This window comes from Methylococcus sp. EFPC2 (genome assembly GCF_016925495.1).
Taxonomy (GTDB): Bacteria; Pseudomonadota; Gammaproteobacteria; order Methylococcales; family Methylococcaceae; genus EFPC2.
Genome location: NZ_CP070491.1, coordinates 3498690 through 3523700 on the forward strand (window position 1 = coordinate 3498690; position 25011 = coordinate 3523700).

General features: G+C 59.6%; 12 protein-coding genes. 7 read left to right on the forward strand and 5 right to left on the reverse strand.

From position 1 onward, the window contains the following. Positions 1 to 146: 146 nt before the first annotated feature. Positions 147 to 3824, reverse strand: coding sequence for a pyridine nucleotide-disulfide oxidoreductase (locus JWZ97_RS15040; protein ID WP_205430886.1), 3678 nt, complete (start codon positions 3822 to 3824; stop codon positions 147 to 149). Positions 3825 to 4352: 528 nt separating this feature from the next. Further along, a complete protein-coding gene (locus tag JWZ97_RS15045) occupies positions 4353 to 4805 on the reverse strand; it encodes a hypothetical protein (protein WP_205430888.1) in 453 nt (150 codons plus the stop codon). Positions 4806 to 4862: 57 nt separating this feature from the next. Here JWZ97_RS15045 and JWZ97_RS15050 point away from each other — a divergent pair, with 57 nt between their 5' ends. Beyond that, a complete protein-coding gene (locus JWZ97_RS15050; RefSeq protein WP_205430890.1) occupies positions 4863 to 5663 on the forward strand; it encodes a helix-turn-helix domain-containing protein in 801 nt (266 codons plus the stop codon). Between the two features lie 799 nt (positions 5664 to 6462). Here JWZ97_RS15050 and JWZ97_RS15055 read toward each other — a convergent pair. From JWZ97_RS15055 to JWZ97_RS15065, 3 genes are all read right to left on the reverse strand, one after another. Further along, positions 6463 to 8088 (reverse strand): DHA2 family efflux MFS transporter permease subunit, encoded by a 1626-nt coding sequence (locus JWZ97_RS15055; protein WP_205430892.1) that lies wholly within the window; start codon positions 8086 to 8088, stop codon positions 6463 to 6465. A gap of 134 nt (positions 8089 to 8222) precedes the next feature. Beyond that, positions 8223 to 9260: an IS630 family transposase gene (locus JWZ97_RS15060; protein ID WP_205429545.1), complete on the reverse strand. Its 1038-nt coding sequence runs from the start codon at positions 9258 to 9260 to the stop codon at positions 8223 to 8225. Then, positions 9166 to 10197: an HlyD family secretion protein gene (locus JWZ97_RS15065; RefSeq protein ID WP_240342365.1), complete on the reverse strand. Its 1032-nt coding sequence runs from the start codon at positions 10195 to 10197 to the stop codon at positions 9166 to 9168. Before JWZ97_RS15065 ends, JWZ97_RS15060 begins: the two co-directional genes overlap by 95 nt. Before the next feature lie 117 nt (positions 10198 to 10314). On the opposite strand from JWZ97_RS15065, the gene JWZ97_RS15070 reads away from it, so the two are divergent. From JWZ97_RS15070 to JWZ97_RS15095, 6 genes are all read left to right on the forward strand, one after another. After that, complete coding sequence (locus tag JWZ97_RS15070; RefSeq protein WP_205430896.1) at positions 10315 to 10923, forward strand: TetR/AcrR family transcriptional regulator; 609 nt, start codon at positions 10315 to 10317, stop codon at positions 10921 to 10923. After that, complete coding sequence (locus JWZ97_RS15075; protein ID WP_205430898.1) at positions 10913 to 12328, forward strand: efflux transporter outer membrane subunit; 1416 nt, start codon at positions 10913 to 10915, stop codon at positions 12326 to 12328. The genes JWZ97_RS15070 and JWZ97_RS15075 overlap by 11 nt, the downstream gene beginning before the upstream one ends. A gap of 572 nt (positions 12329 to 12900) precedes the next feature. Further along, positions 12901 to 13113: a hypothetical protein gene (locus tag JWZ97_RS15080; protein WP_205430899.1), complete on the forward strand. Its 213-nt coding sequence runs from the start codon at positions 12901 to 12903 to the stop codon at positions 13111 to 13113. Between the two features lie 4 nt (positions 13114 to 13117). Beyond that, the gene (locus JWZ97_RS15085; protein ID WP_205430900.1) at positions 13118 to 14182 is read left to right on the forward strand and encodes an AMP-binding protein; all 1065 of its coding nucleotides are present in this window, start codon (positions 13118 to 13120) and stop codon (positions 14180 to 14182) included. A gap of 172 nt (positions 14183 to 14354) precedes the next feature. Further along, positions 14355 to 15929, forward strand: a complete 1575-nt coding sequence (locus JWZ97_RS15090; RefSeq protein WP_205430901.1) for a hypothetical protein — start codon at positions 14355 to 14357, stop codon at positions 15927 to 15929. 287 nt (positions 15930 to 16216) lie between these two features. Further along, positions 16217 to 24946: a type I polyketide synthase gene (locus JWZ97_RS15095; protein WP_205430902.1), complete on the forward strand. Its 8730-nt coding sequence runs from the start codon at positions 16217 to 16219 to the stop codon at positions 24944 to 24946. The last annotated feature ends 65 nt before the right edge of the window (positions 24947 to 25011 follow it).

Below are 25011 nucleotides of genomic sequence, written 5' to 3' on the forward strand. Positions count from 1 at the left end.
ATTTCAACGCCACGCATGGCGCGCGGATTTGGCGGCGTCCGTGTCCGGATGGTCGGGTGAGCGTGAGCGTCACCCGACGCGTGCCGATCTCGGGTGACGGCGGACGTTCTTGGTCGGACTCAGGGCAAGCCTAAGCCGCCCCCCTTTCACGACCCCAGCAAATGCGCCAGCCAGGCGCCCGATAGCTTCTCCTGCACCGAATTCTGCCGAAGACGGGCATAGAGGTTGGGGAAGTCGACCCGGTCCAAATCCTGATCCTGGTTGTAGCAGGAGTAGACGAAGTATTCCTCGCCGGTCTCGCGGTCGACGTGCTTGCACAGGCATTGCGCGCATACGCCTTTCATCATGCATTGCATGGGCGAGTTGATCGAGCCGATGGCGTGGTGGTGCGGCTTGAAGTAAGGGGCCAGCACGCCGTGGCGGGCTTCCTTCACGGCGGCCATCATACGGTCGGAGCCGATCACGATGAGGTGGTCCACGTCGTCCAGGTGTACGGGCGTGGCGCCCAGTTCACCTTTCGCATAGGCCAGCAGGGCTTCGACGATGTTGCCGACGAAGCTCTTGTCCTGCGGGCGGCGCGGCATGATGGGCTCGTTGCCGGGGCGTTTGTCCACCGCCCAGACGACGACGTCCGAGGCGGCTTCGATGTCTTCCAGTTTGAAGGCGTCCTGGGCGTTGCGGTAACCGGCGAAGTAGATCACCTGGTTGCCGGCGCCTCGCAGCGCGCGGCCGATCGAGAACAACACCGCGTTGCCCAGTCCGCCGCCCAGCAGCAGCACCGTCTGGCCGGAGGGGATTTCGGTCGGCGTGCCGGTGACGCCCATCACGACCACCGGATCGCCTTCCTTCCAGGTCGCCAGCAACCGCGAGGAGGAACCCATCTCCAGCGCGATCAAGGAGATCAGTCCTTGCTCCTTGTCGACCCAGGCGCCGGTGAGCGCCAGGCCTTCGGTGGCCAGCACCGTGCCCTCGACCACGGGCGCCAGGGCCTCGAAGTTTTGTACCCGGTAGAACTGGCCGGGCGCGAAATGCTTGGCGGCGTAGGGCGCCTTGACCACCACCTCGATGATGGTGGGCGTGAGCCGCTGGATGCGGACGATGCGCCCGGTGAGCTTGTCGTCGAGCGTCGCCTGTAGTTCGCGCAGTTCGCCGTCGCGCTTCGCCTGTCCGGCCGGATCCAGTGCCGCCAGCTCGTTCTCGAACAGTTTGACGATATAGGGATAACCGTCCTTTGCGCTGGCCATGGCCTTGACCACGTTGCCGGCGTAGACGGGATGGTTGTCGCCGTAAAAAGTGATGTAGCGCCCGTTGCGGTGGTAGGAGGTGAAGGGCGCCGGCTTGCCGATCTTCACCAGGGTTTCGTCGTGCGAGGGATGCAGCACGGGCTCGCCGCCGGTCCAGTCGATGTCGTGGCGCTGGTAGAACTTCTTGTCCATCTCGAAGGTGTCCGGATGCTCGGATTCGTAGATGGTGTTCGGCGCGGTGCCGGCGGCGACGAACAGGCTGCGCAGCGGCACTTCCAGCTCGCCGGACTTGCGCCAGCGGCCTTCCTGTTCCTCCAGTTGTTCGAAGCGCACGGCGCGCAAATGGCCGTACTGGTCTTCCAGCGCTTCCAAAGGGCTCAGGCCCTCGGCCAGCCAGATGCCTTCGTCCAGGGCTTCGGCGATTTCCTCGTGATTCTGCCGGTAGGCGGGCGAGTCCTTCATGCCCTTGCGGTAGAACAGGGTGACGCCGCCCCATAGTTCCAGCAGCGGCACGAAGTTGGGTTTCTCGCCCAGGGCCTCGGCGCGCAGGCGCTCGGCACGGATGGCGCGGCCGTGTTCGAGGAACTCGTCCAGGATGATCAGCTCTTCCCCGTCGTAAAGCGCACGCACGGCTTCCTCGCCCTGCACCGCGCTGAGTTTTTCGTAGCGGTGGAGGATCTTTTCCACCTGCACCGGGTAATAGGCCAGGGACTCGGTCGCCGTGTCGATGGCGGTCAAGCCGCCGCCGATGACGCCGACCGGCAGCCTAACCTGCAGGTTGGCCAGGCTGGATTCCTTGGCCGCGCCGGTGAGCTGCAAGGCCATGAGGAAGTCGGAGGCCTTGCGGATGCCGCGGATCAGGTTGTTCTTGAGATCGATGATGGTCGGCTTGCCGGCGCCCGAGGCGATGGCGATGTGGTGGAAGCCCAGATCCCAGGCCTCGTTCACCGTCAGCGTGCCGCCGAAGCGCACCCCGCCGTAGATGCGGAAACTGGCGCGGCGCAGCAGGTTCAGATAGATGACCTTGAGGAAGTTCTTGTCCCAGCGCACCGTGATGCCGTACTCGGCCACGCCGCCGAAGCCCAGCATCACGCGCTTGTCCAGGTCTTCGTACAACTCGTTGAAGTCGTAGACGGGCCGCGGCAACTGGCCGTCGCCGCCGACCAGGTCCGCCGGCAAGGGCTCGATCTTCAGGCCGTCGATGCCGACCACGCCGAAACCTTCGTTCACCAGATAATGCGACAGCGTATAGCCGGCCGGGCCCATGCCGGCGACCAGCACGTTCTTGCCGTTGTAGGGCAAGGCGTGGGGCCGCTTGACGTTGAGCGGGTTCCAGCGGGTCAAGAAACTGTAGATCTCGAAACCCCAGGGCAGGAAAAGCACCGAGGTGAGGACGTTGGTTTCGATCTGCGGGATGTTGACCGGCTCGGTCTTCTGATAGATGCAGCCCTTCATGCATTCGTTGCAGATGCGGTGGCCGGTGCCGGGGCAGAGTGGGTTGTCGATGGCCACCAGGGCCAGCGCGCCGATGTCGTCGCCCTGCTTCTTCAGCACGTGCATCTCGGAGATTTTTTCTTCCAGCGGGCAGCCGGTGATGGTCACGCCCAGCGGGTTGACCTTGTAGCTTCCGTCCTTCTTGTTGCGCATGCCCTTGGAGCAGGAATCGGTGTCGCGGTCGTGGCAATAGATGCAATGGTCGACCTCGTAGTTGACCTCGCGGTCGCCGGCGCGCGGGTCGGTCAGCGCGAAGCCGTCGCGGCGGCGCTGGTGTTCCGGGGCGATGGCCCAGACCTTGTAGCCGTTGCGCTCCAGCGTTTCGTGCTCGACCAGATGGCCGAAATCGGTCTTCTCCGGCACCTTGAGGCTGACCCAGTGCGACAGCTCGGCCTTGAGGTCGTGGCCGCGGCTGGCCAGGAAAGTCCAGCGGCTCAGCACTTCGTAAAGCCCCTGTGCCAGGCCGGCGTCGTCGCCGTTCAGCAGGTCGGCCAGGGCGGATTTGGCTTCCTCGCTGGATGCCAGGCGGGCGCGCAGCTCGGCCAATTCGGCGGCCGGGGCGTCTTCGCTGCTCAAACGGCGTAGTTTCAGGGCCAGCTCCGCCACCGCCGCCTCGTGATCGGCGTCGATGTGGGCCTTGGGGACCAGGGCCAGAACCAGCGCTTCGAAGCGCGCGCAGACCTCGATCAGATTCCATTCGTCCGGGTTTTCGCCCTTGTAGCGGGCCGCCAGCTTGGCGACGATTTCGTTGCGGAAGGCGAAGACGGTGTCGAACTCGCGTTGCGCCGCCTGCCGTTTCACGCTGCGTTCTTCGCCGACGCGGAACAGTCGGGCGACGAATTCGCCGACCAGCGGGGCCAGCTCCACCAGTAGGCCGGAAATCGCCTCGGGAGCCCAGCCTTCGCCCTGGTTGGCCCGGTAGCTCAGATAGCGGCCGTGCAGGTCGGCGTCGCGCGCCTGCACCTCGTCGTCGAAAACCTCCAGCAGTTCCGCCAGCCGGGCGGGATCGTAAAGATCGCCGTAGCCGTATCCGCTGATACCCAGTTCGAGAGTGTTCCCGTGCCGTCCTGCGTAGTGTCCGCTCATGCCGTCCTACCTTCGTTGCCGTGACCGGGCGCGAGCCCGCTGAACCCTTGATTCTAACGGTCTCGACCCGGCGAAGCGAGACGGCGCGGCATGCCGGATGCCGGCAGGCGATCCGCCGGCCGAGACTAAGGAATGAATACGCGCCCGTATAAAGGCTTCCCACGGCCGCGGGAAAGATTTCTACGTCCGCAGATCAAGACGCTGCGGGCGTGGAAAACATTTCCCGGCGCGCAAAAAACATTTTTACGGACCGAGAAAACAAATCCACGGCCGTGGAAAATGATTCCTGACGCGTGGAAGCCCGCTCCACGGACGCGGGAAAGGGGTTGACGGCCGTATCACGGCCTTATGCGCGCGTAAAAAATGTTTCGGCGCTTGCCGGGTGGTGGGGGGATGGGGCAACGCCGTTAAGTTAAGCAGCACCGTAGGATGCGCTGAGCGATAGCGAAGCGCATCGTTCGCGATGGATGCGCTTCGTCCCTCAGCACATCCTATGGCGCTGGTGGCTAGAAACCCACGGTTACCCAATTAGGCCGATTGACCAAGCCAAGCCCTGACGAAGAACCCCACCAACAAAACGGAAAAACCACCTATTTCAGCAATCATCAAAGTAGTCATGATTATTTTATCAAGGCCAGGATTTTCAGAATCACGTAGTGAATTATTGGTGTTGTTTGCAATGCCCAGTGTAATGTATTTGGCTATGGCAATCGCAAAAAATAACAAAGGGGCTATAGTTGCCAGGATATTGACCCACTGCCTAAATGCGCTCAGGTATGCGAAGACGGCAATCAGTAGCGCAGCAAATGAATAGAGTAGGGCGGATCGATGCGCTATATCAACATAATAAGGTGCTTTAAATTCTGGGGCGCTTATGTTGCAGGAATACTTCCAAACACCGGTAACTAAGCCTATTATAAAAAATAAGCCTGCACATGAAATGGCGAGCATAGGTGCAGTTTGGTTTATTATTGCATCCATCGTTATTCTCCAAAAATGTAGTAAATGCAATCAATTTATTAAATTGGTATTCTAACGATGTCGAACAACAAAAAATTGTACAAACCGGCTACGCCTGAATTGCAATATGGCTTTAGGCCCAATCTTTTTTTGTGGCCAAGCCGCACCTTATTTTTTGGACCGTTACAGCATCTGCAATTCCATGCGATGGGAACAGTAGCAATCAATACGGGGCTTTACCAACCTTTTCAGATGAAGCCTTTTAATGGAAGCTACCAAAGCTACCGTTGCGCCCTGATTCCAGCGGGTTGTAAACATGAACTAAACGCTGGTGGAAATATCGTTGCCTGTTTATTGATTGAAAAAAACTCCCCAGACTTTGCCCGCTTAAATACACAACTTCCCTGGCAAGCATCGACAATTATCCGCTTGCCGGATACGCAGTGGGTTAGTTGTTTTCAAAAGATTTATGAGGAAAAGCTGTCAAAAGAGGAGATCAATAAGCTTATCAACCAGCTATTAAATACGGATGACACCGCCATTAACATTGTTGATCCGCGCATTGGCAGTATTTTGCATACGATTAAGAATGATCCGGGAAATGACTTCAGCCAAGATTACTTGGCGGCTTCGGTAGGGCTTTCGGCTTCCAGGTTTAGGCACTTGTTTAAAGAATATTCAGATATTCCTTACCGCCGTTACAGGATGTGGAGACGATTGATATCAGCGATGGAAACATTCCATAAAATTGATAATTTAACTTACGCCGCCTTAGAAGCTGGATTTACAGATTCAGCCCATTTTAATCGCTGCTTTAGAGATACATTTGGTGTAAACCCGTCATTGGTGTTTAGAAATCTCGATAGGTTTGAGATTTAGCCTAATATGTTATTAGGCAGAATCACGTTAATCGAACTAGATAGATTCCATCTAGCGCGAAACGAAGCCAGGGAGGAAGCGAGAAAATTCGAATACCCTTGGCTTTCTTGCCAAGGATCGTCGGAAAGGAAGGTAACGCCCATCGCTGTTCCTTAGAGTCCTCGGCGTAGTGTGGGCCGGCTCTATCACATTGTTTTAGCGGTTTGACATCCGATTTCGCAGGTCTGGTGCGTGCTAGACAGAACCGTGCAGCCCACTTATGACGAGATACTCACCGTGACGATTCGGCTAAGGGATGCCGGGCGTTATCGCCAAGCACTGCGGCTGGAATGACCCGTGGGAATTCCAGCTTTCCTGTCGCCAACATCATGTGAGCCGCTATATCCCGAGCTCTGCTGGAATTCGCTATCGCTTATTCCAGCCTACGCGCTGAGAACGGCGGTCAGCCAGCAAGTAGGATGGGTGTAGCGTAGCGTAACCCATCATCGGGCGGGGTTTGATGGGTTGCGGCTGCCGCCTCCACCCATCCTACGAATTACGGCAATCCTGAATAGTGGGCTCTCGGCGAGGTTGTGTTGCTAAGCGACGGATTTTAATAGCCCTCACCCAAACCCTACCCAGGAACCGGCGACCGAAGGTCGCTCCTTATCCCCTTCTCCCTCTGGGAGAAGGTGGCCCGCAGGGTCGGATGAGGGAAGAGACCGCTCGGTTCCAGGGCTACAATCCGCGGGTCATGGGGCCGAGCGGTCTCTCCCAAAGGGAGAGGGCTAAGCGCTTCCTTAATGGAACGGGGTACGGCTCAATGCCCGCCGGCCTCTTTTCCCTTGGCCGCCGATACTCGGCTGACCCAGGGCATCAGCAGCAGCGCCAGCAGGAACACCAGGGCCAGCCCATGGAACAGCGCATTGAGCGTGAGCACCTCGGCTTCGCGCATCACCAGGCCATAAAGCTGTTTCAGGGCGGCCAGCTCGTTGTCCGGCAGGGCCGATCCGGAAAACCGTTCCTGCAGGCCGCCCAGCATCGCTTGCGCCTGCGCCGAACCGGGCGTTATCCCCTCGCGCAGCACGGCGTAATGCTGCTTGTTCAACTGGATCATCATCGTATTGGCGACCGCCAGGCCGATGGCCCCGCCCAGGTTGCGCATCAGGTTGTACAGCCCGCTGGCGTTTTTCACCTCTTCCGGCGGCAGGGTGCCCAAGGCCAGCGTATTGATGGGCAGGAAGCAGAACATCAGCGAGAAACCGCGCAGGGCCTGAGGCACGAAGAACTCCCAATAGCCGGCCTCGTGGGTGAGGTTGCCGTTCAGCCAGCTCCCGAGGCCGTAGCCGCAGAGTCCGAGCGCCAGCATCAGGCGCGAATCCAGCACCTTGGCCAGCGGGCCGGCGACGAAGGCCGAGGCGAACTGGAACATGCCGGTGACCATGATGTATTGGCCGATCTGCAGGCTGTTCAGGCCCTTGACGGTGCCCAGATAGACCGGCATCAGATAGATGATGGTGTAGAGCCCGGTACCGAGTATGAAGCTGAACACGCAGCCCACGGCGAAATTGCGGTTGCGGAAGGCCCACAAGTCCACGATCGGGTGGCTTATGGTCAGCTCCCGGCAGAACAGCGCGATTCCGCTGGCGGCGGCGACCAGGCTGAAAAACACGATCTCCCGGCTGTCGAACCATTCTTCCTTCACGCCCTCCTCCAGCACGTACTGCAGGCTGCCGAGAAAGATGATGATGTAGAGAATTCCGCGGAAGTCGATGCGCTTCAGCAGGGCCCAGTCGGGTTCATCAACGCGCAAGTACAGCCAGGTAGCCATACAAACCAGCACGCCCGGCAACAGATTGACCAGAAACAGGGTTTTCCAGGACACCGCGTCGGTCAGGTAGCCGCCCAGCACCGGGCCGGCGGTCGGCGCGACCGTCACCACCATGCCGACGACGATGCTCATCGTCGGCTGAAGACGGGGTGGAAACAGGGTGTAGATCACCGCGAACACCGACGGAATCATGGCGCCGCCGAATACGCCTTGCAGTGCGCGGAACGCCACCATGGACGGCAGATTCCAGGCCAGTGCGCAGAGCAGGCTCATCAGCGTGAAGCCGCCGCAGGACAAGACGAACAGATAACGCGTCGACAGCGCCCGGCCTAGCCAGCCGGACAGGGGGATGATGACGACCTCCGCCACCAGGTAGCTGGTCTGCACCCAGGTGATCTCTTCCTGGGTCGCCGATAGGCCGGCCTGGATTTGCTGCAGGGAACTGGCGACGATCTGGATGTCCAGGACCGCCATGAAGATGCCGAAGACCATGGCGAAGAAGCCGATCCACTGCTGCGGGCTGACCGTCTTTTCCTGTGGCCGGCCCTCGATTGCGGGCGGCGCCTCGCTTCGGACAGCCTGCCCGGGCGGCGCGGATTTGATCACCGCCGACATGCGCGCTACCCGACCCTGACCTTGACCACCGTGGACAAGCCGGGCCTCAAGAGACTCGAATCGGTGCCGGGCCGGAAGCGGATTTTCACCGGCACCCGCCGTACTATTAACCCGGCCATAAAATACCGTACGTTCTAAGCGGCGTACTTGATGGGGGCGGCTTTGAAGTAGGCGCGGATGCGGGCGGGCTGTTTCTGGATCGAACGCAGGTGCGAAGTCACCTTGCGCTTCAGGTGAGAGCCGTCGCGCACGGGTTCGGCGGCACTCATCCGTGCCTTGAGGTCGGCATTGAGGTATTCGTCCGGATTGAGTTCAGGGGAATAGCTGGGTAGGAAAAACAGCTCGATCTGGTCGGTTTTGTCTGCCAGCCATGCTTTGACCGTTTGGCTGTGATGAACCCGCAGGTTGTCGAGGACCAGAAACACCTTGCGCCCCGCCTCACGGACCAGGCGCTGGAGAAACTGGATGAAGACATCGGCGGTGAGCGTTTCTCGATACATCATGAAGCGCATCTTCCCTTGGTTGGTGATGGCGGAGATGAGGTTGATGCGCTCCCGCTTGGACTGGGACAACACCAGCACCGGCGTTTTGCCGCGCGGCGCGTAACCGCGCGGATAATGCTCGACCGAACTGACAGCGGTTTCATCGCCCCAGCAAATTTCCGCCCCTTCGGCCTTGGCCCGTTGGGCGATGGCTGGGTAGTCCTCTGTGAGCCACTTTTGCACCGCCGCCGGTCGTTGCTCGAAGGCGCGTTTGAGCGGGCGCTGCGGCGTGAATCCCCAGCGCTTCAGATAGTTTCTGACCGAGCGCACTGGCAGGTTCAGCCCAAAACACGCCTGGATATGCGCTCGCACCGCCTGCGCACTCCATAAGGCGAAGCGCAGTTTCACTTGATCCGGCGTTTTGTCCACCAGGTCTTTCTGGAGAACGCTTTCCTGAGCGGGCGTGAGACGGCGACCGTTGCCTGCGGGCCGACCACGCTGGGCCTCTTTCACGCCATGCCCGGCTTCGGCTTTAAGCAGCCAGAGCGTCACCGTGGGACGGCGCAAACCCAACTCCCGCGCAATCGCCGCCTGGCTATGCCCTCGCCGGTGCAAGCGGATGACCGTACGGCGCAATTGCTCTCGTGCCGCCGGCTCCAGTTTTCGAGTATCGATTCGTTCTGCTTCCATGCTCGAATTTTACCAGACTCAGTACGGTATTATTTGGCCGGGTTAATATCTTGGTGAAGTTGCCGGTGGCGTTTTCAGGCGGCAACAGGCTGAATTCGGAACCGGACGCCGGGGCGAAGCTGTCCACCGTGCCCTCGAACACATGGTCGGGATAGGCGTCGACGTGTATATGCACCGTCTGACCCGGCTGCATGCGGCCGATCTGGGTTTCCTTGAAATTCGCCTCCACGAAGAGTCCGTCGGTCGGAATCAGAAAACCCAGCACGCTGCCGGGTTTCACCAATTGCCCCACCTGCACGCTGCGGTTGCCGATGATGCCGGCGAAAGGCGCCGTGATACGGGTGTTGTCCAGGTCGATGCGCGCCAGTTCCAGCGCTGCCTGGGCGGCCATGAGCCTGGCCCGGGTTTCGGCGATCTGGGCATCGAGGGAGGCCAGATCGCTCTCGGCTTCCTGCCGGGCCGAGCGGGTTTTTTCGCGCTGGGCGCTGGCCTGCTTGTGCGCGGACTCGGCGGTATCCCGGGTTTGCGCCGAAACCGCGCCGTCAGCCGCCAGATTGCGGAAACGCTGGACGTCTTTCGCGGCCCGTTCCAGGTCGGCCTCCGCCGCGGCGATGTTGGCTTCTTCCTGTCGAATCTTGGCGCTCTGCGCGCGCTTGTCGGTTTCCAGGGTGTGGATGCGTGCCGTTTCCATCGTCACTTGTGCTTCGGCTTGGGCGACCTTGGCGCGGAAATCGTGGTCGTCGATGACGACCAGGAGATCACCCGCCTTCACCTTCTGGTTATCCTCGAACAGGACTTCCTTGACGTAGCCGGTTTCCTTGGGGCTGATCTGGCTCATGTGAGCCTTGAGGTAGGTGTTGTCGGTGGTTTCGAAGGGGTGTATCGCCTTGAGCCAATAGACGGCGCCGATCGCCGATAGGCTCGCGATCGCGAGCACGACAAGCACGGGTTTGGAGGAAGCGCGGAGTTTCATGACGTTCCATTGCCTTACTAAACGGTGTGGTTTAGTCTAATCACCAAACCGTCCCGAAAGCAACCACGTTCGAGCGATCTCATGACAACAGGCACCAGCCCCAAGCGACAGGCCATACTCGATGCAGCCAAACGCGCTTTCCTCGCGCACGGCTACAGCGGCGTCAGCATGGAAGCCATCGCCGAAGCCGCGCCGGTTTCGAAACCCACGCTCTACAAGCATTTCAAGGGCAAACAGGAGTTGTTCGCCGCGGTGATCGGCGGCCAATGCGAGGAATTGCTGAACACGCTCACGCAGGCACAAACCGAGACCAGGGACACGGCGGCCGGTCTCAAAGCCATCGTCCGCGCCCTCGTCGATCTCATCTATTCCAACGAGGCCTTGAATCTTCACCGCCTGATCATCGCCGAACAGCAGCACTTCCCGGAGTTGGGGGCCCTGGTTTACCGCTCCGGTCCGGAGCCGGTGCTGAAACTGCTGTCGTCTTATCTCACCAAGCTGGATGCGCGCCAGGCCCTGCGTATCCCCGACGTGGGCACGTCGAGCAAACTGCTGGTGGGCATGTTGAAAGGCGATGACCATTTCCGCTGCCTGCTGGGTTTACAGCCCGGCTTGAGCGAAACGGAAAAGGAACGCATCACCGAGGCCGCGGTTGCGCTGTTTCTGAAAGGACACGGATATGAAATTTAAGGGTGGATATCTATGGCTGCTGTGCGGCCTGGCCGGATGTGCCGCCGGTCCGGATTACCGGAAACCCGAGCCCGGCGTGCCGGATCGCTGGCAAGCCGGCAGGGACGCCGGCGCCGAGTTGCACCCCGTCGCCCCGCAGATGCTGAAGGACTGGTGGAAGCGCTTCGGCGACGCGCGGCTGGATCGCCTGATGGATCTGGCGCTGGCCGACAATCTGGATCTGAAAATAGCGCTGGCCCGCCTGGAACAGGCACGCGCCGAGCGCCGCGGCACCCGGGCGGAGCTTTTTCCCAAAGTCGACGTGGCGGCGGGAGCCCAGCGCAACGACAACCCCTTCCCGGGTTTTGCCCCCGGCATCCGTTTCAACCTGTTCGAACTGGGATTCGACGCTTTGTGGGAGGTCGATTTGTTCGGTCGCCAGCAACGACGCCTGGAAGTCGCGTCGGCCGACCTGGAAGCCGCCGGGGAGGCGCATGAGCAGGCCGCGGTAACGCTGAGCGCGGAACTGGCGCGCGCCTATGTCGAATATCGCAGCCTGCAGACCCAGGTGCGGATCACCCGCGCCAACCTGGAAGCGCAACAAAACACGTTGAGGCTGACCGAAAGGCTGTACGCGGAAGGCGTGGGGACGCGGCACGACGTCGTGCGCGCGCGCGCCCAGCATGAAACCACGGAGGCCGAGATTCCAGCTCTCGAGGGCCGGCAAATCGCCGCGCAGCGCCAGCTGGAAGCGCTGACCGGCCGGCCGCCGGGCGCCTTGGCGGGCGAGCTGGAAGAGGCGGGCACGGTACCTCGCGCATCCGGAGAGCTAACGTTGGCCTCTCCCGCCGATACGATCAGGCGGCGCCCCGATCTCCGCGTGGCCGAACGCCGCTTGGCGGCCGCCACCGCCATGCAGGGGGCGGCTATCGCGGAGCTGTTCCCCAAAATTTCCCTCTCCGCCTTCCTGGGACTGCGCAACACCGATATCGAAGGCTTGTTCAAATCCGCGGCCTTCTCCTACGGCACCGCCGCCAACCTGATGCAGCCGCTGCTCAATTTCGGGCGCATCCGCGCCGGCATCGATCTGGCCGAGGCCAAGCAAAAGGAAGCCTATCTCGCCTACGAAAAAGCGGTGCTGGAGGCCTTGCAGGAGACGGAAACCGCCCTGACCCGTTATCTGAAGGAAGAAATCCGCCGGCAGACGCTGGAGCGCTCGGTGGCGGATCTACGCGAGTCCGTTCGTCTGGCGCAGCGGCGTTACCAGGAGGGCGTTTCCTCCTTTATCGAGGTGCTGGACAGCCAGCGCGCGCTGTATGTCGTCGAAATAGAACTGGCCCGCTCCCAATCGGGCGCTTCCACGGATCTGATCGCCTTGTACAAGGCTCTGGGAGGCGGCGCCAACACCATGTCGCCACAATCGTAAATCACCGGGAGGATGGGGTAAGCAGAGTGAAGACAGGCCGCTGCCCATGATCTCGGCCATTACTCATCAGGACTTGGGAAGCGACTTCGCGTCGCTCTATTAAAGTATCTTTTCGCCAGCCTTCGAATAGATCTTTCAAATGCGGTGACGCAAACGCCGACTGCAACAGTCGGGCATAGTCTTTCCTGCAGGTTAGGCAGCGGTCGAAATTTTACCGTACGTGCTGAATTTCGCTAATCGCGCTGTCGGGCGGCGGACTTCCATCCTTTCCCGAACTCAACTCGTAATTGGCACCGCAAAATCTCCTCTGATCTGACGTCGCTGGCGGCGCGTTTGATTCCGCGAAACTTCGTGGCATGCGACCGGACCGTTCTGACTTTCTGTTCGGTCCGCATGGCCATTTTCGGCCGAAGTTAAAACATCACAAAAGCCGGGTCCAAAAAATCACAGACCCGATCGAGCGCTTTCGCGCATCGTAGCCCCCAACGGAAGTGGATCTCCCGATATCGCCGGGATTTCACTGACGGTCCATCCAAATCGACCCGAGATGGCTGAATTTTAGGAGCACTACGATGGCTAAAACTCACTGTCATGAAATGCAGATACGCCGCTGGCCGGTAGCCGCAGTGGCCATACCGACGTCTTCAAGCTACCCGACGGTTGGCGCTTCAATCACCGCAAGAGATGCTTCGGCGGCTATGTCCTGCGGGCTGCCATCTGCACGTCTGGATGATCTCTCGGAAGAAGAGCTTGATGAAATCATCGCCGTGTTATCCAGGGGTTAAGGTCATGTTCGCTAACAACAATCCCCGGTTGGCGCCAACTTCTTTTCCCCTGTCGAGCCATCAGCCTCTGGCGATCTATGAACCGGCGAGCCGGCTGGCGATCGATACCGGTCAATTTCGGCCCATACATGCACTGATCGAAGTGCAAGTAAAGCGGACTCCGCAAGCGACCGCCATAAGCATCGATGGGGGCAGTCTGACTTATCGAGAGCTCAACCTGCGCAGCAATCGGCTGGCCAACTATTTACGCGCACTGGGCGTGGGAAAAGATGCCAAGGTGGCGGTTTGCATGACGTCCAGCCTGGAGTTGGTGGTCGCCATGATTGCCGTTCTCAAGGCGGGCGGAACCGTTCTACCCGTCGACCCGGCGCTGCCGCCGGCCTACATGGCCAAGATGTTCGATGCCGCCCAGGCCGTATTCATCCTAACCCTATCGCGCCATCTTGGAGAAATTCCTAAAACACGGGTACGCATCCTTCCTCTGGATACGCGCTGGTCCAAGGTCGCGGGAATGAGCCCGGTAAATCCGCAAAGCCAGGTAAAGGCCCACCACCTCGCGATGGTCTCATTGGTCTCGGAGGCTCATTCCGTGCCGAGCTTTGTCACGCATAGCCATGGCGTGCTGATACGCCAACTGCAATGGTTACAAAGCCATCACGGCTTGATCTCGGACGACACCTTGTTGCAGGCCGTGCCTTACTCGCGTAGCGCCTATTTATGGGAACTTGCGTGCTCCCTGGCCACCGGAGGACGCGTTTACCTGATGCAGGACGATGAACACGCCGACATGACTGAGCTTGCGCCATTGGTGATGCGCGAGGCCGTCACGACATTGAACGTTCTGCCCTCGACACTGCAAAGGTTTTTGCGGGAACCCTTCGCCAGCCGCTGCACGAAACTTAGACGGGTCATCTGCAGTGGGGGCTTGGTTCTGCCTGCCTTGCGCAACGCGTGCCTGAGTCGGCTTTCCGCGCATCTTCATGAACTTTCGGACCTCAGCGAATCGACGCTCGAAGTGCCAGACAAATCCTCGCTTTGGAGTTGCGAGCTAAGCCCTCGTACTCAATAAATTCAACCGCAATCGGAATAAAAGTACTACCAACACGGCTTTATCTATCCACATGCCAGGCGTGTGGATCTTGATGATGATAGGAGGTGGCCACATAGATTTATCGTCCGCCGAAAATACTATGCATAAAGAAACGTTTGAGCACATTTATATATTATGCTGGAGATATGTAATGAATATATGTAAAGGATTGTTTTTATTGGCCTGGTCGGTGTTTTCATCCGTCGCCTATCCACAAGAAGCCGAATCTATCCCGGTATCTCACTATTTTTCCTTCCATAACCCGCTTTATTTGGAACTCAGGGTGCCGTTTTCCGAAATTGTTGCATTCTCTAAAATTCCACAGACGAGGCACGCCTTGTTCGATATACCTGGCGACCACGATGCTGACGATTCGAATACTGAGGCCGATCCTGTTGCTGATTACAAAACCAGCTTCCCCCACAAGACGCAGCCTAATATATCCCGATTCGAAAAAGCGATACTGACGGCCTATCTGGAAAAACCAGACGATGTCGTTTTGGCAAAATTCCTGGCTCTATATCACTTGAATAAGTCGCTGCTCAGAAAAACAGGGGGTGAAGCGGTTAGGCATACCGTCATCGCACAGTATTTCCTCAATCGCGCCTTGGATTTGGGCGGCCGGAGCGCATGGCTACGGGACGCGCTAGCTAAAACCGATGGCAAGATCAACAGTCTGATCAGTCGCGAGAGTGCCGATGAAGACTATGCCGCTAATTTGGAAGATGGCCATGCCGCGCATCAGTATTTCAGAACGGCTTTTTTCGATAATCACGAAGAGAACCGATATAGCGCCGTAGAAAAGCTGTTTAGCGACTTTGCAAGCCACCCGAAAAACCTGTTCACCAATGTCTATCTGACTACTTCCGGTGTGTGGGTTGGCGGGGAAGCTATATATGAAGACCCTACGGTCCTATATAACTTCGTAATAGCCAGTTACTTCTCCGTACGCTCGCGGGTATTGGCCGAGGAGGCGGAAGTGCTATGGCGCGAAGATCCGGAACATAACAAGCGGTTCAGGCTAGCGACCTTTGTTGGTGGCTGGACGGTGCCCGCGAGACGGTGGCTGGCCAAGCTTCATGGTGACGCCGCCGCGATAAAGTCGCTGGACGCGGAGCATAACAAGTGGTTGGCAATCAATCCGGAGTTTCATAGTGGACCCGTCGGCCTGCTCATGTTTGAGGAGAAGGAGAATTTCGCAGAGGGCTTCGCCGCCTATGAACTCGGCAGGAAATACTGCTTCGACATAGTATCCAATAATTTGACATGCACAAATTGGCCATACGCCTCCCATAACATCCTGGCTTTCATACTGGGCGAGGTGGATTTCTATTTGAAGGCCGGCTTGGTTGACGAAGCACGAAATATATTGACGGTGCGCCATATTCCGATAGACATACTAGGCGGAGACTTTCAGTATTGGGATCTCGGCAGGGAGGCATGGATACATAGAGAAGATAACTTGGAGAGAATCGCCGAGCTTTACGCCAATGACGATCCGTCAGATGACCCGACTAACTTCTTGCTCAATGAGCATAAATGGGGGCCCAGTACCATTAATTGCCAGGGCTGCCATCAGCGTCAGGGCAAGGTATGGCCGGAGGGAGAAGTTGAAAGGGTATTGTCTATCGTCGATGAATTTCCACCCATAGGCGAAGGTAAGTGGCCGACGGTGTCGACCACGTGGTATGGATCGAGTCAGAAAGTACACCTGAACCGGCCCTGAATTATAAGTTTGGCTATGGTTTTTCTTAATGCCACGGTCGTCATATAAGGTTCCGGAGTGAACCGGGTAAGTTGCTTTATTAATCGGGTCGAAAGCGGAGATGGATGCGCTTTCGACCAGTAAAAACGGCCCTTTTGGCGTCAAAACAGAGGGATAAAATAAGCTAATTCGAAAGAAAAATACCGCCCCACCGTTAAGTATAAAAGGCTATTTTTCTTTCAAAAACGCCTGCTCGCTCCAAGTCAAGAGCCCATGGAATTAAACTAGATTTACCGAGGAGTATGATCATGTCAGCATCACGCACGCAACCTATCGCAGTCATAGGAATGGCTTGCCGATATCCCGGTGCTTCCACATTGTTGGAGCTTTGGGAGAATGTCCTTACCCGGCGGCAACAGTTTCGGGATTTACCTGATGTCAGGCTGCCTTTGTCGGAATACCATGATCCCAATCCAGCGGCTCCTGATAAAACCTATGGCAAGAAAGCGGCGGTGATGGATGGCTTCGAATTCGATGCCAGTGCGTACCGAATTCCAAGAACGACTTTTGAGACCACCGATATCGTGCATTGGCTGGCATTATCGACAGCCCTCGAAGCGGTCAAGCATGCGGGGCTGAGCGGGGATGGTCTGCACCGTGAAAGGGCAGGGGTTATTCTGGGCAATACCTTGACTGGCGAGGAGACCCGGGCAAACACCTTGCGTTTGCGCTGGCCATTTGTGCGCAAGATCTTGCGGCGGGCGGCCGATGCCCATGGTCTTTCGGCGGCCAGTGCGCAGGAGTTCGAGAGCACGGTGGAGCAAATGTACAAGTCGGTGTTCCCGCCGATCACCGAAGATACCCTGGCAGGAGGTTTGGCAAACACCATTGCCGGGCGTATCTGCAATTATTTGGATCTGCATGGAGGCGGTTACATCGTGGACGGAGCGTGCTCTTCGTCCTTGTTGTCCATAGCCACGGCCGCCGACTATCTTCACCAGAACAAGATGGATCTGGTGATTGCCGGCGGCGTGGACGTCAGTCTCGACACATTCGAACTGATAGGCTTCAGCAAGGCAACCGCCCTGAGTAAGGACGAGATGCGGGTATATGACCGACGTGGCAGCGGGTTCATTCCCGGCGAAGGCTGCGGCATGGTACTCCTCAAACGCCTGGAAGATGCTCGTCGCGACGGCGACACTGTTTATGCCGTACTGCGGGGTTGGGGCGTTTCCTCGGACGGGCGTGGAGGCATCACGGCTCCCAGCGCCAAGGGCCAGTCGCGCGCCCTGGTACGGGCTTATCAGGGGGCCGGCTATGCGCCGCAATCCCTGTCCTTCATCGAGGGCCACGGTACCGGAACCGCAGTCGGTGACCGCATCGAATTGGAAGGCATCGCCGATGCACTGGCCGAGTTCGGTGGCGCAGACGACCACGCGGTCGGGGTGACCTCATTCAAATCCATCGTCGGCCATACCAAGGCTGCAGCCGGCATCGGCGGTTTCATCAAAACCGTCATGGCGGTGAATCGCCGGGTCATTCCGCCGACGGCGGGCTGCGGTGAACCGCACGCCAGCTTCGCGGACGTGGCGAGGGCGCTTTATCCAGTATTGGAGGGTCGAATAAGAGAACCACAGACGTCATTGCGAGCCGGCGTTTCCGCCATGGGGTTCGGCGGCATCAACTGTCATGTGACGCTCGAAAGCGGCGACGCGCCTGCACCGCAATTGGCGCCTGAGCTCGCCGAACAAGCCTTGCTGGCTTCCTGGCAAAACAGCGAGGTAATTCCATTTTCAGCAGAGGACGCGGCCGGTTTGATCAAGCGGGTCGAAGAAGCGCGCGCGCACGCACGCGGGCTCAGCAGCGGGGAGCTGATCGATTTTGCGGCGCACCATGCCAATCGGCTGCAGAATTTGCCATGGCGAGCGGCCGTGCTCGCCGGCGGTATCGACGAGTTGAATACGAGGCTCGATGTCCTCGTCCAGCGCTTGCGCGAGGCGCCTCTGGCGCCCGGTGAACTGTGGCGTAGCGATCTGATCTGGGCCAGCAACGCCGTGGAGAGCGGTACAGTGGGATTTATATTTCCGGGCCAGGGTTCGCAGCAGATCGGCATGGCGCGCGGTTTGGTGAATCGCTTCGCGTGGGCGGAACACTATGTGACTGAGACGGACGCCGAGGTAGCGGCTCTGCGGCAGGAATGCGGCCGTTCCTTGGAAGAGGAGTCCTTTAGCAAACTGTACTTGCGCCGCGGCGAACCGGATCCCGCCAACAAGCGTGAGCCGGCCTGGCTTGCCGAGTTGACGCGCACCGAAAATGCTCAGCCGGGCATATGCGTGGCATCCTGGATGTGGGCTCGACGCCTCGAGGAACTGGGTATCGTGCCTTCGGTAGTTGGAGGGCACAGCCTGGGCGAGTTGACTGCTTTCGCAGTCGCCGGTGGTTACGATGCACAAACCCTGGCTCGATTGGCCGCCTTGCGCGGCATAGTCATGGCTGCGCAAGACGGCGAAGCCGGCAGCATGGGCGCTTTGGCATGTGATGTCGAGACGGCTACCAGTTTGTTGGACCACGCTGGCGGCTACTGCGTGATTGCCAACGCCAACTCGCCCCAACAGACCGTTATTTCCGGTGAGGCCGAGGCGGTACGCCGAATCGTGGAGGCGGCTGTCGAAAAAGGATTCCGCGCTCAGATATTGCCGGTTTCCAATGGCTTTCATTCACGCCTGGTTGAACCAGCTGCGGAGCGTCTACGCCAAAGCCAACACCTGCCCGAACATCTGGATTCCTTGCGATACCGCATGTTTTCGGGCATCGATGGCCGGGAGATCGACGCCGACGTCGATATAAAAGATTATCTGGCCCGGCAGATCGTTTCCAAGGTGAGTTTCACCAAGTTGCTGGAAACCCTCTCGGAACATTGCGATTGGCTGGTGGAAGTCGGGCCCGGTCGCGTGCTTTCAGGATTGGCGCAAAGTCATGACCCTTCTCTGGTGCGTTTCTGCATGCCGGTGGAAAGCCGACCGGGACGGGACGCTGACCTGAATGCGGTAATGGCCGAGGCATTCGTCCGGGGCCGCGACTTGCGCTGGGATCGCCTTTATGAGGAACGCCTGGTGCGGCCGTTGGTCCCCGCGGCGGAGCGCAAGTTTTATGTGAACCCCTGCGAGCGTGAGCCCTTACCCGTCACCGTGCGCAAGAGCGCACGTCCTTTTGGCCAGGAGCTGTTATCGGTCTACGATGACAACCAGTCCGGCACGCCCGAATTGATGCTGCTTTCCGACCAGCTCAACATGGCTCTCTGCGATGTGGTGCGGGCTGAACAGGCCATCCTGTTACTCTTCGACGAGGCGGAAAACGCGCTGCGCCCGGTGATGCCTGCCCATGGATTCGTCAATCGGATTCCTGCCAACCTGGGAATTTTCGGCGACGTTCTGCGTTCCGCCCAGGCGGAAACCGTCGACGTTCTATTGAACGACCCCCGTTTTGATCTGGTGCTCGAAGGCCTGGGCGCCTTTCCAACCTGGACCGCTCTGTATGCGCCGGTGCTGACCGGAGTTCACGGACAAGCCGTTGGCGTGGTTCGACTCGTGCGCCGCCCCGACGACCCGTTCACCGCCATGGATGCCCATATGGTTGCAGATCTGGCCGGCCGAGCGGCGCCTGCGCTCATTCGTGCCTATCTACGGCAGCGTGTTCATGAAGTTCAACGCATAGACCATGTCTTGGAGAACGCACTGAATGAACGGTGGATCGACCATCACCCGAAGCCTGTGTTGTCGCATTTGCTGGAGTCGGCGAAAAGCGCGTTGGGAGCGGAACACGCCCGCATTCTGGTTCATGACGCCGAAGTTCACGAACTTCGCGCGTGGTCGGCCGATGCGGCGTCCCGGCCGGTTACCGTGAGCGCGGATGCAGGCCTCGTCGGTCATGCATTCCGGGCACTGGAGCCGGTCCATGTCGCCAACGTGACGGCCGATGCTCGCTATCGCCCGGAAGCCGACGAAGTCTCAGGCTTGCATGTGCAACGGCTGGACTACATGCCCATAGTCAGCCCGCAGGGGGAGCCCTTGGGCGTGCTGCAGGTGGTCAACGGCCGGCTACCCGAACATAGCGGCCAACTGGCCAAGCTGGCTCGTTATGCGGGCGCGTGGCTCCATCATCAACCTTTTATCGAACAGCTGGAGGCGGTTACGGACCCTTCTGGGCAAGCCGCCGCGCCAAGGCTGGCTGCTGTGCCGGTCGTCAGCGAGCAGAGCCTGGCTTTGGACACCTCCGGCCAGGGCTCCCGGTCCGCACGTGGCGTTCTGCTCCGCTTGATCTGCGAGCGCACCGGTTTCGCGGTGCACAGCATTCCGGACGATGCCCGCTTGATCGATGATCTGAATCTTGATTCGATCAAGATCGGAACTCTGCTGGCCGATGCCGCCATCGAGCTCGGCGTGGCGGGGCAAATCGACGCCATGAGCCTGGGCAATGCGAACGTGGGCGCTGTCATCACGGCCTTCGAAGCGGTTTCTCAGCCAGCGAACGACCGGCTTACGGCCTGGCATGTCTTGCTGGGCCTTATAGCCGAGCGCACCGGGTTCGCCGAGGACTGCCTCAACCGGGACCAGCGTCTGCTCGACGACCTCAATATCGACTCTATCAAGGCTGCGTCGTTGCTGGGCGATTTGCTCCTGCAAACTGGCACTCAGAACCGGGTCGAGGCGGGACCTTTGGCCAACGCCACCTTGGGCGAGATCGCCAATACGGTACAAGCCGCTATGGCGAGCGCCTCTGAGAAAGGCACGACGGCGGCGGCAACGCCTCCAACGCCGTGGCGCGCCCATTGGGTCAGGGCTTTCAGTTTGTCCAAAGTGCCGGAATCCTTCTCCACAGCGACATCCCGCGCGCCGTACGGTGACGAACTGAAACCCTTGCTCATAGCCCCCGGCGGCCATTCGGCCCTCGGCCAGGCGTTGGCAGAGGCATTGGGTACGGAACTGCTCGTGGAGATTTCCGCGGAAAGGGCGATCTCACCCGTCAGCACCTTGATTTTGATGTTGGGAGACAACCGAACCGATGGGTCGGTTCGACCATCGTCCACGGGCGTGGATCAACTGGCCACGCTGCACCGGCTGGCCAGCGAGCGACCGGAAGTCTGGCAGGGGGTGCGCACGGTTGCTTTCGTGCAGAGCCAGGGAAGCAAAGGCCAGGATGGGGTGGGAGGCCCGACGGCCTGGTCGTTTGCCGCCAGCCTTTATCTGGAACGACCGGATCTCGAAGTCGTGGTGCTGGATTTCGACCCGGCGCTCTCCGCGGATTTCGTTACCGGCCGAGTCAAGCAGGAGCTCACGAGCGAGCCGCGTTATCAGGCGATCGAATACGACCTGGACGGGTTGCGCTGGAAACGCTGCATGACCACGGTAGAGCCGGAATACTGCTCGCCGCGAAATCTGACTTGGTCGGCTGACGATGTCCTTCTGGTTACCGGCGGCGGCAAAGGCATTACGGCGGAGTGCGCCTTGGCCTTTGCTCGGGAAACGGGGGTTAAGCTGGCCCTGGTCGGCCGTTCCAGGGCACCCTCCTCAGACGAAGCCGGCGAGCTGGCTGACAACCTGCGCAAGCTCGCGGAGGTTGGGGTCGAACACCGCTACTACGCGGCGGATGTGGCCGATCGCCAGGCGTTGGCCGAGGTGATTGCCCAAATTCAGGAAGACTTGGGGCCGGTGACGGCGGTATTGCACGGTGCGGGCAGCAATGCGCCGCGCCGCGTCGTGGACGTGTCCGCCGCCCAGGCCAGGCTTGAAATCGCGCCCAAGCTGCAAGGTGCGGAAAATTTGCTGGCCCTGCTGGATGCGGCGCCGCTGAAAATGTTTGCGGCGTTCACCTCCATCATCGGCGTTACGGGCATGCACAACAATGCCTGGTACGCTTATTCCAACGAAACGGTGGCGCGTTTGCTCGAAGGCTTTTCCGCCAGGCATCCGGACACGGCGGTAGTGAGCTATGCATTCGGCGTCTGGGATTCCGTAGGCATGGGCGTCAAGCTCGGCAGCGTGCGGCATCTGGGGCAAATGGGTATAGACGCGATCTCGGTCGAAGAAGGGGTGCGCCAGTTCATGCGCTGGACGCGGTCGGCCCCGCCCACCCAGGAGGTTATCATCACGGCCAGCAGCAGCGGCTTGGCCACCTGGGCTCGGCCGACAGAAGAGAAACGATCGCAAGCGCTGCGCTTCGACGGGGCATTGCAGCGCTTCGAGCCCGGTATAGAAAAGGTCACCCGTGTCACGCTCAACACCGAGCAAGATCTCTACCTGGCCGATCATGATTACCGGGGTTCGCTGCTGATGCCCACGGTAATGGGGTTGGAGGCCATGGCCCAGGCCTGCCTGCACGTGGCGGGGAACCCGCGGCTTGAGGTCGTGCGCATCGAGAATATCCAACTGGAACGGCCCATCGTGGTCGGCCGCGATAGACCGACGACCATCGAGATCCGCGCCCTGGCACTGGAACGTGTGGACGCGGAGGATGCCAGGGTCATCGAGGCGTCCATACATACCGATCAAACTGGTTTGGAGCCGGCGCATTTCGCCGCGCGCTTCATACTTGGGCAGCGGCGGGAGGCCAAGGGCAATTTGCCGGTGCCCCGAGTCAGCGGCATGCTGGGCATCGTTCCGAGTCTGGAGCTTTATGGTGGGGTGTTATTTCAGGGACCGCTGTTCCAACGGATTAGCGCTATCGAAGCGCTGGATGAAAAGCATGTGGTATTCGTGACCGAAACCCGTCCCGATACTTTGTCGACGCCCGAAGGTTTTGCTGAGGACGTGCGCGGACCATTGGTATTGGGCGATCCCTACTATCGGGATACCTTGCTGCAGGCGGCCCAGCTCTCGCTGACACCTGATATTTGCCTGCCGATACGTATCGATTGTATCGATCTTTACGCCAGCCGCGATCCGGCGGGACGCTATCGGGCCGAGGCCAAAGTGGTGGGACGCGAAGGCCGGCGCGTGCTGGGAGAAGTCACGGTGTTCGACGAACAAGGACGGCTGATCGAGCACATTCGCGGTTATGAAGTGCAGGTTCTGGAACGGCGAGCCGATTTTCCGACACCCGCGGAACTGGTCAGGGAGCCCAACGTACCCGAGCAACGCGTGCTGCAGGAGGCGCTCGCCGCGGCGGGCCGGTCGGCGGGGCTGTCGGCGCCGGCAGTGGCTCTGCGGCGCATACCCCATCTCCATGGCAAAAATCGTGCGGATCGGCGTGCCCTGGCTCTGCCCATCATGCATGCCACCTTGCAGAGTGCCGCACGCGGCAGCCGGTTCAACCTGGACGGTGTCGAAGTAAGCTGGCTGGACTCCGGCAAGCCGGTGGTAGGGATTAAGGGAGGTGGGTCGGTGCGTGCGGCGACGGATGCTCCGCACACTCAGGAAGCGCAGGACGGTGACCGCGAACTGGGTATTTCGATCAGCCACGAAGATGACTTGTTGCTTTGCGTCGCGGGTACGGGGCCACAAGGTTGCGACCTGGTGGTCCCGCTGCAACGCACCCGGAAGCAATGGCGTGCCATGCTCAATCAGCCGCTGTTCACTCTGGTGAAATCGCTGGAAGGCGCCGGTTTGTCCCTTGATCAGGCTGGTGCCCGGGTGTGGGCGGCGCTGGAGGCGGGGATCAAGGCGTTGGACAGCCGGGATATCGTCCTGGAGCTTGATGAGTACAGGAATGGCCGTGGCCTCTTTGTGGCGTCTAATGCCGCCCATCGGGTCAAGATCACGACGCTCCCCCTGGTTTCGGGTGACGGGGCCGAAACCGTGGTCTCGGTCGTTTTGGGTCCGAGGGGGGAAGAGCCTCTAGCCGATATGGCGGTGGCGGACGACCCGGATGCAGTCACGCTGGATGCGTTGGGCGATCGTTCGTCGATACCGTTCGCGGAGCCGGAGACTGCCGTGGTGGCAAGCTCGGACAGTTGGTCTGGCTGGTTGTCCTCCGGTGGAATTACCGCGGATTTTTTCAGCGTACAGGCCGACTTCGATAATAAAGCGGCGGAGCCACGCGTGTTATTCCGCTTTCCTTTGGCCTTCAAGGACGGCGCCAATCCCGACGGCTCGGTGTATTTCGTGAGGTTTTTCGAATGGATGGGGCGGTTACGGGAAATGGCGCTGCGACCCGTGCTAGGACAGCTGGCCGATGAGTTTGCTTCGGGAAAATGGGCGTGGGTTACCAACCGATCCTGGGTGAAAATCGAACGGCCCGCTCGCGCCGGCGACGTCGTCGAAGTGTCTTGCCGCTTCCTGGGACGCGGAGGCCCCAACGACTCGATGGTTTCGGTGGGTTTCGAATGGCATCGAGTGGCTGTGAACGGAGCATTGGAAAAGCTGGCGACCAGCCAAATCCAGATGACTTGGGCCAAGGTAATCGCGCACGGGGTGGTCAGTCCCGAAGCGTATCCGCCTTACCTCGACCATTTTTTCCGGGAGCTGACCGCCGTCCAAGGCGACAGCGAAAACAGCGATGCGATGTGCTACCGGCGAGCAGTGAAACTCATCGGCGGCAGCCTCTGGCGCAAGAAGCAAGGTCCTGAAACCGGCATACTGCTGGCCGAGCATAGCTGTGGCACGACCTCCAACGACGCCAATCTGGTGGGCAATATCTACTACTCGAAGTATTACGAATTGCAGGGTGTCCTGCGGGACAGCCATTTCTTCGGTGTAGTGCCCGATGCCTATCGGATGGATAGCGCGCACGGCGGAATCCGCTGCGTTTATACGGAAGTTTCCCATCTGCGTGATGCCATGCCTTTCGATACGCTACGCGCGCGGATGTATGTCAACGCGGTGCATGAGCGGGGAATCGAGCTGGGTTTCGAGTTTTTCCGGATCATGCCGAACGGCGACGTCGAGAAGCTGGCTACGGGAGTGCACGTCGCCGCCTGGATGACGGCAAAGGAGGATGGTTCCCTCGGCACGGCCATGGATTTGCCGAATGCGCTGTCCGGCTATCTGCTGAGCCGGGTTCCCACGGGGCCGACGATAGCCGTGCAGATCGACGCCGCATGACGACGGCCGGTTGTCTCGCCCTGTCTCCGGCGTGAGACGGGAGCGATCAACCGGTGCGTTCCCCG

Excerpts from the sequence above, each read along its gene's own strand:
- JWZ97_RS15040 (WP_205430886.1), bottom strand. The coding sequence starts at position 3,824 with ATGAGCGGACACTACGCAGGACGGCACGGGAACACTCTCGAACTGGGT.
- JWZ97_RS15045 (WP_205430888.1), bottom strand. The coding sequence starts at position 4,805 with ATGGATGCAATAATAAACCAAACTGCACCTATGCTCGCCATTTCATGT.
- JWZ97_RS15050 (WP_205430890.1), top strand. The coding sequence starts at position 4,863 with ATGTCGAACAACAAAAAATTGTACAAACCGGCTACGCCTGAATTGCAA.
- JWZ97_RS15055 (WP_205430892.1), bottom strand. The coding sequence starts at position 8,088 with ATGTCGGCGGTGATCAAATCCGCGCCGCCCGGGCAGGCTGTCCGAAGC.
- JWZ97_RS15060 (WP_205429545.1), bottom strand. The coding sequence starts at position 9,260 with ATGGAAGCAGAACGAATCGATACTCGAAAACTGGAGCCGGCGGCACGA.
- JWZ97_RS15070 (WP_205430896.1), top strand. The coding sequence starts at position 10,315 with ATGACAACAGGCACCAGCCCCAAGCGACAGGCCATACTCGATGCAGCC.
- JWZ97_RS15075 (WP_205430898.1), top strand. The coding sequence starts at position 10,913 with ATGAAATTTAAGGGTGGATATCTATGGCTGCTGTGCGGCCTGGCCGGA.
- JWZ97_RS15080 (WP_205430899.1), top strand. The coding sequence starts at position 12,901 with ATGGCTAAAACTCACTGTCATGAAATGCAGATACGCCGCTGGCCGGTA.
- JWZ97_RS15085 (WP_205430900.1), top strand. The coding sequence starts at position 13,118 with ATGTTCGCTAACAACAATCCCCGGTTGGCGCCAACTTCTTTTCCCCTG.
- JWZ97_RS15090 (WP_205430901.1), top strand. The coding sequence starts at position 14,355 with ATGAATATATGTAAAGGATTGTTTTTATTGGCCTGGTCGGTGTTTTCA.
- JWZ97_RS15095 (WP_205430902.1), top strand. The coding sequence starts at position 16,217 with ATGTCAGCATCACGCACGCAACCTATCGCAGTCATAGGAATGGCTTGC.